Raw genomic sequence first — 10,232 nt, forward strand, 5'->3', positions numbered from 1 at the left:
CTGAGGCCATCATCAGATCCTGTAAAATGAGCCGTCAGTGGTTAACGGCTTATTTTTTCTTGTAGTTGTGGTAACCAGGCCAATGCCAGATCTTCTGGTAATTCGCCTTGTTGCACATCGATATCCAGATGAATTCCAAGCGGTTTTGCATGTTGGGTTGCCAGTAATGCCTCAATTTTGCGACCAGCCAGACAAAAAGTATCGTAGCTGGAATCACCTAAAGTGATCACGGCATAGGAAACTGTGGTAAGATCACCTTGTTCTTGTGCTAATTGATCCGCAAAGGGTTGGATATTGTCGGGCAGATCACCCGCACCGTAGGTCGAGGTGATCACTAGCCAGATAGAATTTCTGGTTAGTTGTTCTATATCGGGTGTCAGATGCAGCCTGACTTCATAACCCGCTTGTACCAGTGTTTCGGCTACTTGTTCTGCAGCATACTCTGCTGCGCCCATTTGGCTGCCCACGAGGATCTCAATCATCTTACATCTCTTGTCAGGTAAATGATTGGCTATACTACTGGAATAAAAATATGCAAAGCCATGCTTTTTGCATATTTGGGGTATTTTTACAGCAAAGCAGGCTCTGTAAAACTACAATAGCACAACCACCTGTCGCCTGCGTGTTATTGAGGTTTTACATTATATGTCTGAGTCCCTGACTTTTTCCCAGCTTGATCTGCCAGATGCTATCCTTCGTGCAGTCACAGAATTGGGCTACGAAACTCCATCGCCAATCCAGGCGGCGGCCATCCCAAAACTGTTAGCGGGAGAAGACTTATTGGGTCAGGCGCAAACAGGTACTGGTAAAACAGCTGCCTTCGCGCTGCCATTGCTTGCCCGGTTAGATCCGGCGCAAAACGAACCACAAATCCTGGTATTAGCACCAACCCGCGAACTGGCGATCCAGGTTGCTGAAGCATTCCAGGCTTATGCCCGCTTTATGCCGGCATTCCACGTGCTGCCTTTATACGGCGGTCAGAGTTATACCAACCAGCTGAAATCACTGAAACGTGGTTCACAAGTGATCGTCGGTACCCCTGGTCGGATCCTTGACCACCTGGATCGTGGCACTTTACAGCTGGATAAACTGCGCGCCATTGTGCTGGATGAAGCCGATGAAATGCTGCGGATGGGCTTTATCGATGACGTGCAAACCATTATGGATGCCACGCCAGCCGGTCGTCAGGTCGCCATGTTCTCTGCCACTATGCCTTCGCAAATCCGGGCTATTGCACAGAAACACCTGAAAAATGCTCAGGAAATCAAAATTGAATCCAAAACCAGTACTGTCGAGCGTATCACGCAGCGTTATGTGATGCTGGATGGTAATCAGAAACTGGATGCGCTCACCCGCGTGCTAGAAGGCGAAGAATATGATGCCAGCATCATTTTCGTCCGGACTAAGAGTGCGACTGAGGAAATTTCCGAAAAATTAGGTGCTCGCGGTTATGCTGTAGCTTGCCTCAATGGCGATATGAACCAGGCCAACCGCGAACAAACCATTCGCCGCTTAAAAGCCAGCCAGATCGATATCATTGTGGCAACAGACGTTGCTGCCCGTGGTCTGGACGTAGAACGGATCAGTCTGGTGATCAACTATGACATTCCGTACGACAGTGAAGCTTATGTGCACCGTATCGGCCGGACTGGTCGTGCTGGTCGTGAAGGTAAAGCGATTCTGTTTGTATCGCCACGTGAGCGCCGTTTATTACGGACTATCGAACAGGCCACTCGTCAGCCGATTGAAAAAATGTCGTTGCCGACAGGTGAAGTGATTGAACAGCGCCGCATTGAGTCTTTCCGTGAGCAACTAGCCAACACTATCGAAGCGAAAAACTTAAGTTTCTTCCAGGACTTAATCAATGACTGGCGTGACAAGCTGGAAACGACCGATGCTGATTTAGCTGCAGCACTGTTATTCCTGGCGCAAAAAGATCAGCCGTTAAACGTGGCCAAGCAGTTCCCGGAAATCCGTGAGCCGCATGCCCGTGGTGACCGTCCGGATCGCGCTGAACGTGGTGATCGTCCAGCCCGTTTTGAACGCGGTGATCGGCCAGAACGTTCTGCTGACCGTCCAGAGCGTGGTCCACGCCAGCGTCGCGAAATGCAAGGCAACTACAACACGTACCGGATTGAAGTCGGTAAAGAGCATGGTGTCCGCGCCGGTGATATCGTTGGCGCTATCGCCAATGAAGCGAACATTGACAGCCAGTTTATCGGTAACATCAAACTGTTTGATCATTTCTCTACCGTAGAACTGCCAGCTGATATCCCAACTGAGATCTTCCAGCATCTGAAAAAAGTCTATGTGCGTAAGCAAAAGCTGAATATCAGTGTGGATACCGGTGCTGCACCTGAACGTGCAGAACGTGCACCGCGTGAAGGTGGTGAGCGTCGCAGTTATAGCGAAGGTTCAGGCCCACGTCCAGGCGCTGCACCAAAACGCCGCACTCGCGAATAACAGGCTTTATCCTGTTGAAAGCAGCCAGTCCTTGTGACTGGCTTTTTTTCGGCTGCATTTTGTCACCGCCACAACCAGGTGTCACTTTCTGCGGTCTGCCTGTTGTCAGACTCACTGTTTTTGCGACTATGGCTTGATGTTTGGCTATTGCCCCCACATCATCTTGCTGTGAGTCAGCGCTTAGCCAGGAGAGAATGATGATTATTGCTTGTCCACATTGTGCCGGACTAAACCGGGTGCCAGCGGCAAAATGTGCCGCAGCGCCTGTCTGCGGTAAATGTAAACAGCCTTTATTTAGTGGCGAGCCGGTGGAAATCACCAGTGCTAATTTTGCCAATCTGGTCGAAAAATCTGAGTTACCTGTGGTGCTCGATTTTTGGGCCTCCTGGTGTGGGCCTTGTCAGAATTTTGCCCCGGTTTTCAGCCAGGCGGCACGGGAACTGGAGCCTGCTTTTCGTTTTGGCAAAATCAATACGGAACAGCAGCAGCAACTGGCAGCTCAGTTTCAAATCCGCTCCATACCAACACTGATGTTAATGCAACAAGGCAAACTGATTGCACAGTTGTCGGGGGCTTTACCAAAACAGCAATTTTATCAATGGCTGCAGCAACAATCGGCGCAGCTCACTCAATTTGATTAACCGGCCTTGTCAGCAGACGGTTCGGAGTTACTTTTAAACAAGGAAACATGTCGATGTCAGATCCTAAATTTTCCCTGACCAGCCCGGATATCGCCGAAGGTCATTTTATGGCGAAAAGCTTTGAATTTAATGGTTTTGGCTGTGATGGCCCGAACCTGTCGCCGGCTTTAGCCTGGCAACATCCGCCAGCGGGTACCCAGAGTTTTGCGATTACAGTCTTTGATCCGGATGCGCCAACCGGATCAGGCTTCTGGCATTGGCTGGTGTCCGGGATCCCTGCCACTGTCACCGAATTGACTCAGGGAGCCGCCAGTACAGGTGAATTACCTGTCGGCAGCCGGACTTTCCGCAATGATTATGGTGCACTGAATTTTGGCGGCGCATGTCCGCCGGTAGGGCATGGCATGCACAGATATCAATTTACTGTCTGGGCTTTACCAGCAGCAGATTTAGCAGTGCCAGACGAAGCCAGCGCTGCGGTCGTTGGCTTTATGCTCAATGCCACAGCCTTAGGAAAAGCCACGCTGACCGCCACCTACGCCCGTTAATCACAGCAGCAGCGACAGATTTGCTGTCGCTGCTGTCTTTACTATTTCATTTCCCGATACAGAAAGTAAATAGTTACATAAAATCAATTTTTTAAGTTTTATTTGGCACAAATAGCGAGCAAAATTTGCCAACCAAACAAAACCAACATAACATATTGATTATAAGGGCTATTAATTTACTCGAACTCTCCCCGTTCTTCATCAGGGACGATGTCGGCGTTTTTCAAACGAGTTGTCACCACTGACCGTTTTAAGCGGCCTATTTTTCTACTTAGTTAACTGACTCTCTTTCCGGATTCAGCGTTGTCGGTCCTACTGGTTTGCAGTTTCGCACTTCGCGTTTTCCCCAACGCCTTGGGTTGGCTGCTTTTGCAGCTTCAATCCGTTCTTTTCGTTGGAGCAGTATCGCAACGTCCTGACCGGTATGAGGTTGGTGCGGTGTCACGAACCGCAACTTACTGTACTTATGTTCGTAGTTTTACCAACGCGTGAATTTCAACAGCCAAGTTCTTGCTTCGTCAACTCCCTTCTAGGTAGGATCATTCAGTGAAAATATTTAAAGCTTATCACTATGAAAGTTGCCCTATTGCAGCTCCATCAAGTCACCTATGCGCTTCAATGCCTTGGGGAATACCAGTATTAGCAAAAGGTTGATTGCATGTCAGATAACATACCCCTAGCCCCTCAAGGCGAGTTTGTTCTTTTCACCAGTGCTGACGGTCAAACTCGTGTTGAGTGTCGTTTTGAGTCTGATACGTTGTGGCTTTCTCAGGCTGCAATGGCTGAGCTTTATGATAAAGACGTTCGCACCATTAATGAGCATCTCATCAATATCTACCATGAAGGTGAGCTTGTCCAAAACGCAACCATCCGGAAATTCCGGATAGTTCGATTGGAAGGTACTCGTCAAGTATCACGCGAGATCGACCACTACAATCTCGATGCAATTCTGACTGTGGGCTACAGGGTTCGTTCGCAACGAGGTACACAGTTCCGCCAATGGGCAACGCAAATCCTGAAAGAATACCTGATCAAGGGATTTGCAATGGACGACGAGCGATTGAAAAATCCGCCCGTAGGTCACTCTGCTGTGCCAGATTACTTTGATGAAATGCTGGAGCGAATTCGTGATATCCGCGCCAGCGAGCGTCGCGTTTATCTGCGAGTCAAAGAAATCTTTACCATGGCAGCCGATTACGAGCCATCTAACCAAGAGACCAACCGCTTCTTTCAGGTCATTCAGAACAAACTGCATTATGCTTGTACGCATATGACTGCCGCAGAGCTTATCGCCAGCCGTGTGGATGCCAGTAAGCCAGATATGGGCTTAACCAGCTATAAAGGCGATGAAGTGCGCAAGACAGACGTTACTGTTGCCAAGAACTATCTGCGTGAAGACGAAATCAAAGAGCTTAATCGTATCGTCAATATGTGGCTCGACTTTGCTGAAGACCAAGCGCTACGCCGCAAGCAGGTATTCTTGCAGGACTGGGCCGATAAGCTTGATCAGTTTTTAAGTTTTAATGATAGGGACGTTTTAAGCGGAGCAGGAAAAATATCCAAGAAAGACGCTGATGACAAAGCGAAATTGGAGTTTGACCGCTTCGCAAAACAGCGCCGTCGTTTAAAAGAAGCCGAAGGCGCACGGGCCAATATTGCAGCACTCAAGGCCATACTGAAAAAAGACAAATAGGCGCTATAGCACAGCCCTGATCTCGAATGAGTTGATGGCTGTGTTTTAAGATAATAACTATAAAGGATTATCCATCTTAAAATTGTCGATATCACCTGCCATTCGGTAGAGGTTGGTGTCATTCCACCGACATCGCTGGCGCATTCTCATCAGATTGGCATTAGCTCTGCGGATTATTGAGAAAGCATCCTCAACTACTTCTACTACCGGTTTTTCCCAATCTTGTACGCATACATATTCAGTGCATCGCGTTTACGTATTTTTTGGACTTTGCCGTTCTCTGAAGTTGTGGTGCCGAAGTGTCTGGTTAACATTAAAAAATGCTGACCTTTAGAATTTGCAGCTTTCTTTTCGATGGTGATTTTCATTGCTCTGCTCCTGAAATAATTTGGCCACCTATGGCCCACTCAGTTCTGCCTGGTGGGCTACAGGTGGCCTATTTCTAGCAGTCATCAACAAAGAAGAAAAGATTACACATAAATACATGAATAAATTAGATATTTTTCATTTTTGGCCGATGTTTTCCGTGCTTATTTCCCGATACAAAACGAGCCAAAAATTTTGCCCAACAGGTCATCGGAGCTGAATTCACCGGTGATTTCGTTCAGGTGCTGTTGCGTCAGCCGCAGTTCTTCGGCCAGCAGCTCGCCAGCGAGATGGTTGTGCAACTGATACTCGCCGATACTCAGGTGTTCCATCGCTCGTGCCAGGGCGTCTAGGTGGCGACGGCGGGCGATAAAGCTGCCTTCGGTACTGGCTTCAAAGCCAATACAAGCTTTTAAATGCTCGCGTAAGGCGTCTATGCCCTGATTGGTTTTGGCGGAAATATGAAAAACCGGTGTTTGCTCGTTGTGTTGTGCAGCCAGATTGGCACCAATGGTTTCACCGGTCAGGTCGGCTTTGTTGCGCACCACAGTGACGCCGAGACTGGCGGGCAAGCGTTCAATAAATTCCGGCCAAATCTGTGCCGGGCTGGTCGCGTCTGTGGTGGTGCTGTCGACCATAAACAGCACCCGATCGGCCTGTAAAATTTCTTGCCAGGCGCGCTCGATGCCAATCTGTTCGACTTTATCGGTGGCGTCACGTAAGCCTGCGGTATCAATAATGTGTAGTGGCATGCCATCAATATGGATATGTTCGCGCAGCACATCGCGGGTGGTTCCGGCAATCTCAGTGACAATCGCGGCTTCGCGACCGGCGAGGGCGTTTAGCAAGCTGGATTTACCGGCATTGGGCCGGCCGGCAATCACCACTTTCATGCCTTCCCGCAAAATACTGCCTTGGGTGGCCTGTTTTTGAATACCGGTTAATTCGCTGATGATAGTCGCCAGATCAGCGGCGACCTTGCCATCGGATAAAAAGTCGATCTCTTCATCCGGAAAATCGATTGCGGCTTCGACATACATTCGCAGGTAAATCACTTTTTCCACCAGTTGATCGATCTTGCTGGAAAATTCACCTTGCAGGGACTGCATGGCCGAGCGGGCTGCTTGTTCTGAACTGGCATCAATCAGATCGGCAATAGCTTCGGCCTGCGTCAGATCCAGTTTGTCATTCAGAAATGCTCTTTCGCTGAACTCACCAGGTCTGGCAATCCTGACGTTGGGGAGTTGTAATAAACGACGCAATAACATATCCAGCAACACCGGACCGCCATGGCCTTGTAGTTCCAGTACATCTTCGCCGGTGAAGGAATTTGGCCCTGGAAAATACAACGCGATGCCCTGATCCAACACACTGCCATCGGCAGCATAAAAAGGCAGATATTCAGCGTAGCGGGGCTTTGGTAACCGTTGTAATACCGCCTCTGCCACTGCTTTCACTGCGGGGCCTGAAACCCGCAAAATACCAACGCCGGCGCGTCCTGGAGCTGTGGCCTGAGCCGCAATTGTATCTGTGACAAACATATCAAACCTCATTTTGCTGACCGGGTATCATTGGTCGCTGTGCTGCAGTTCTGGCAAGTGATGGTGGACTTTGCGTTTTGCCGGACCTTGTCATAAAAAAAATGCCCATTAATTTTAATGGGCATTACTTGGCTTGTAACGACGAAAAGAGTTATTTCGCTTCGCGCACGTACAGACCTTTTTTCTCCATACCGCGGTAGATGTAGAGCATCTGCGCCAGTGAAATTAAGTTACTGATCACCCAGTACAGCACCAGACCACTTGGGAACCACAGGAAGAACACCGAGAAAGCAACCGGCATCCATAACATGATCTTAGCCTGCATTGGATCTGTCACTGTCATTGGCGTCAGTTTCTGCATGATAAACATGCTGATACCGTATAACACCGGCAGTACATAATAAGGATCCTGCACCGACATGTCGGTGATCCACAGCATAAATGGTGCCTGACGTAACTCAACGCTTTCGACAAAGACCCAGTATAACGCCAGGAAAATTGGTAACTGGATCAGCATCGGTAGACAGCCACCCATAGGGTTCACTTTCTCTTTGCGATACAGTTCCATCATGGCCGGACCCATCTTCTGACGGTCGTCTTTGTAGCGGGCTTGCAGTTCGTCAATCTTCGGCTTCAGATTACGCATTTTGGCCATAGATTCGTATTGAACCTTGGTCAGAGGGAAGAGTAAGCCTTTGATCAACACCGTAATCGCAATAATCGCCACACCCCAGTTACCGACAAAACTATGAATGGCCTGTAATAACCAGAACAGTGGCTGCGAAATAAACCACAAGATACCGTAGTCAACCGTCAGATCCAGACCATGGGCAATTTTACCCAGGCTGTCCTGATCTTTTGGACCGGCATAAAAAGTAGCGCTAAAGGTTTTGCTTTCGCCCACCGCAATGGAGGCTTGTGGTGCCTGCGCACCAATCACACCGAGGTTATTGGCCACCATGCTGTACAACTGGTTGGTTTCTTCCGGGTTTGGTACCCAGGCCGCCACAAAATAGTGTTCCAGCATACTCACCCAGCCACCTTTGGTGCTTTGGCTCAGGTTGGCATCTGCCATATCTTCAAAGGAAAATTTTTCGTAGCGTTGTTCTGCTGTTGAATAGGCGCCACCGCGGTACACCGGCATCATCATGTTGGTGCCTTGGCCATTATCAATGGTCTGGGCGAAGTGGTAATACGGTTGGATCACTTTGCTGCCATCACCCTGGTTGGTGACAGTATATTCAACCCGGACATCATATTGACCGGCTTTGAAAATAAAGCGTTTCTCTACCAATAGGCCGTTGTGCACCAGCGTCAGCGGCACCACCAGTTCAGTTTGACCGGCAGTCAGCTGATAAGAAGGCTGGGCGCTTTGATAAATTTGCCGTGGTGCTTTTTTATCATCCGGACCATCACCTAATAAACCGGACTGTGCCACATACTCAAAACCATTTAACTGCCGCATCAGTTGGTAAGGGGCTTTGTTTTCCTGGCTAATCGTAAAGGCGGGCAGATCCAACGCGACAATATCACCACCCTGAGTGTTGATTTTGACGGTCAGGACATCTGTTTTGATTTCAATCAGTTGGGCTGCTGTAGCTGTTGCTACATCGGCCACCGGCGTGACGGTTGAACTGGCACTAAGCTGTAAATCAGCTGAAGTGGTGGTCTTGGTCTGACTGGCCGTCGTAGTGACGACTGGCTTCGGACCATAATCAACTTGCCATTGTTGCCACAATAAAAAACTGACCAGAGCCAGGGCAATAATTAAAAAACTGCGTTGCGATTCCATGTGTGAGCTTATCTCTTTGGCTTTTCCGGAACGGGATCATCACCACCCGGGTGTAAAGGGTGACATTTTACTAAACGTCTGGTCGTTAGCCAGACGCCTTTTATCGGACCAAAACGCGCAAGCGCTTCAATCGCATAATGCGAACAACTGGGATGAAAACGACAACTTGGACCAAACAGTGGACTGATACAACACTGGTAACCCCGCACAAGGCTGATTAAGGCTTTGGCTGGATAGCGTTGTACTGGCGGGAGATCTTGCTCCATAACCGCTCCAATTGTTTATGTAACTCTTCATTATCCGTGTTGCTGATATCACCTTTCACCATCAGCACACAATCTACCGGAGGCAGTTGATGTTGATGTAAACGAAAGCTGTCGCGGGCACAACGTTTGATTCTGTTGCGTTGCGTGGCTAATTTAACACGTTTTTTGGCGATCGTCAGACCAATACGGGGTATGGCAGAAGAATTAGGTTTACAAAGGATGGTAAACAGGGGAGACGCAACCCGGAAAGGGTTTTGGAACACATTGTCGAATTCGCGGGGAGTTAACAGACGTAACTCCCTGCTGAATTTGAAGCTGAGCACGCAGCGCTTAGAATTAAGCGACAGTTAAGCGAGCACGGCCTTTAGCACGGCGACGTGCTAATACTGCACGGCCATTTTTAGTCGCCATACGTGCACGGAAACCGTGAACGCGAGCACGTTTTAACACGCTAGGTTGAAATGTTCTTTTCATAACTTCGTCCGTCCGGTCGATATTTACTAAGGGTATCTGTGTTTTAGTAAAGTACCAAAACGCAGCGATTCAAAAAGAGCGCGAATTTTAAGGACTATGGCGGCAGTTGTCAATGCGATCCTTGGTTAAATAACGATCCGATCCTCGAAATGATGCGGATCCGGTAAAGTTTTCCACAGGCAAACAATAACTTCGGGATAATATGTGAATTAAATCAATTGCGGCCTTTGGTTATTTCTAAAACAGGGTAGAAAATACTCTGGTATTATCAATTTGTATAATGGAATAAAGTTCAATTAAAACAGTTATATACGTTGTTGTTTTGGCGATTTTTGCTTTTTTCAAAAAGTCAATATTGCAGTTGTGGATAAGATCAGCCCATAATGCCGGTCTTTGCTTAACACCTGCCTTGTGAAATAGACATTATTCGGGGCTGTTGGAGATATTG

At 48.4% G+C, this 10,232-nt stretch carries 11 protein-coding genes; 4 read left to right on the forward strand and 7 right to left on the reverse strand.

The window, feature by feature from the left end:
- Positions 1-41: 41 nt before the first annotated feature.
- Positions 42-482, reverse strand: a complete 441-nt coding sequence (gene mioC / locus AC53GJ_RS21595) for an FMN-binding protein MioC (RefSeq protein WP_496730480.1) — start codon at positions 480-482, stop codon at positions 42-44.
- 163 nt (positions 483-645) lie between these two features.
- Here mioC and AC53GJ_RS21600 point away from each other — a divergent pair, with 163 nt between their 5' ends.
- From AC53GJ_RS21600 to AC53GJ_RS21615, 4 genes are all read left to right on the forward strand, one after another.
- Positions 646-2,463, forward strand: a complete 1,818-nt coding sequence (locus tag AC53GJ_RS21600; protein WP_496730481.1) for a DEAD/DEAH box helicase — start codon at positions 646-648, stop codon at positions 2,461-2,463.
- 194 nt (positions 2,464-2,657) lie between these two features.
- Positions 2,658-3,104, forward strand: a complete 447-nt coding sequence (gene trxC, locus AC53GJ_RS21605) for a thioredoxin TrxC (protein ID WP_496730482.1) — start codon at positions 2,658-2,660, stop codon at positions 3,102-3,104.
- Positions 3,105-3,157: 53 nt separating this feature from the next.
- The gene (locus AC53GJ_RS21610) at positions 3,158-3,652 is read left to right on the forward strand and encodes a YbhB/YbcL family Raf kinase inhibitor-like protein (protein ID WP_496730483.1); all 495 of its coding nucleotides are present in this window, start codon (positions 3,158-3,160) and stop codon (positions 3,650-3,652) included.
- A 658-nt stretch (positions 3,653-4,310) separates the two neighbouring features.
- A complete protein-coding gene (locus tag AC53GJ_RS21615; protein WP_496730484.1) occupies positions 4,311-5,345 on the forward strand; it encodes a virulence RhuM family protein in 1,035 nt (344 codons plus the stop codon).
- Between the two features lie 203 nt (positions 5,346-5,548).
- Here the strand turns inward: AC53GJ_RS21615 and AC53GJ_RS21620 are convergent, their stop codons facing one another.
- From AC53GJ_RS21620 to rpmH, 6 genes are all read right to left on the reverse strand, one after another.
- Positions 5,549-5,713, reverse strand: a complete 165-nt coding sequence (locus tag AC53GJ_RS21620) for a hypothetical protein (RefSeq protein WP_496730485.1) — start codon at positions 5,711-5,713, stop codon at positions 5,549-5,551.
- Positions 5,714-5,875: 162 nt separating this feature from the next.
- Positions 5,876-7,252 (reverse strand): tRNA uridine-5-carboxymethylaminomethyl(34) synthesis GTPase MnmE, encoded by a 1,377-nt coding sequence (gene mnmE / locus AC53GJ_RS21625; protein ID WP_496730486.1) that lies wholly within the window; start codon positions 7,250-7,252, stop codon positions 5,876-5,878.
- Between the two features lie 151 nt (positions 7,253-7,403).
- Positions 7,404-9,044, reverse strand: a complete 1,641-nt coding sequence (gene yidC, locus AC53GJ_RS21630; protein WP_496730487.1) for a membrane protein insertase YidC — start codon at positions 9,042-9,044, stop codon at positions 7,404-7,406.
- Between the two features lie 8 nt (positions 9,045-9,052).
- Complete coding sequence (gene yidD, locus AC53GJ_RS21635; protein ID WP_496730488.1) at positions 9,053-9,310, reverse strand: membrane protein insertion efficiency factor YidD; 258 nt, start codon at positions 9,308-9,310, stop codon at positions 9,053-9,055.
- Positions 9,262-9,573, reverse strand: coding sequence for a ribonuclease P protein component (gene rnpA / locus AC53GJ_RS21640; RefSeq protein WP_496730489.1), 312 nt, complete (start codon positions 9,571-9,573; stop codon positions 9,262-9,264). Before rnpA ends, yidD begins: the two co-directional genes overlap by 49 nt.
- 73 nt (positions 9,574-9,646) lie before the next feature.
- Positions 9,647-9,784, reverse strand: a complete 138-nt coding sequence (gene rpmH, locus AC53GJ_RS21645) for a 50S ribosomal protein L34 (RefSeq protein WP_496730490.1) — start codon at positions 9,782-9,784, stop codon at positions 9,647-9,649.
- Positions 9,785-10,232: the final 448 nt, after the last annotated feature.

Source organism: Rheinheimera sp. B2H12 (assembly GCF_059620065.1).

Coding starts and splice junctions, on each gene's coding strand:
- mioC (WP_496730480.1), bottom strand. CDS start 482: ATGATTGAGATCCTCGTGGGCAGCCAAATGGGCGCAGCAGAGTATGCT.
- AC53GJ_RS21600 (WP_496730481.1), top strand. CDS start 646: ATGTCTGAGTCCCTGACTTTTTCCCAGCTTGATCTGCCAGATGCTATC.
- trxC (WP_496730482.1), top strand. CDS start 2,658: ATGATGATTATTGCTTGTCCACATTGTGCCGGACTAAACCGGGTGCCA.
- AC53GJ_RS21610 (WP_496730483.1), top strand. CDS start 3,158: ATGTCAGATCCTAAATTTTCCCTGACCAGCCCGGATATCGCCGAAGGT.
- AC53GJ_RS21615 (WP_496730484.1), top strand. CDS start 4,311: ATGTCAGATAACATACCCCTAGCCCCTCAAGGCGAGTTTGTTCTTTTC.
- AC53GJ_RS21620 (WP_496730485.1), bottom strand. CDS start 5,713: ATGAAAATCACCATCGAAAAGAAAGCTGCAAATTCTAAAGGTCAGCAT.
- mnmE (WP_496730486.1), bottom strand. CDS start 7,252: ATGTTTGTCACAGATACAATTGCGGCTCAGGCCACAGCTCCAGGACGC.
- yidC (WP_496730487.1), bottom strand. CDS start 9,044: ATGGAATCGCAACGCAGTTTTTTAATTATTGCCCTGGCTCTGGTCAGT.
- yidD (WP_496730488.1), bottom strand. CDS start 9,310: ATGGAGCAAGATCTCCCGCCAGTACAACGCTATCCAGCCAAAGCCTTA.
- rpmH (WP_496730490.1), bottom strand. CDS start 9,784: ATGAAAAGAACATTTCAACCTAGCGTGTTAAAACGTGCTCGCGTTCAC.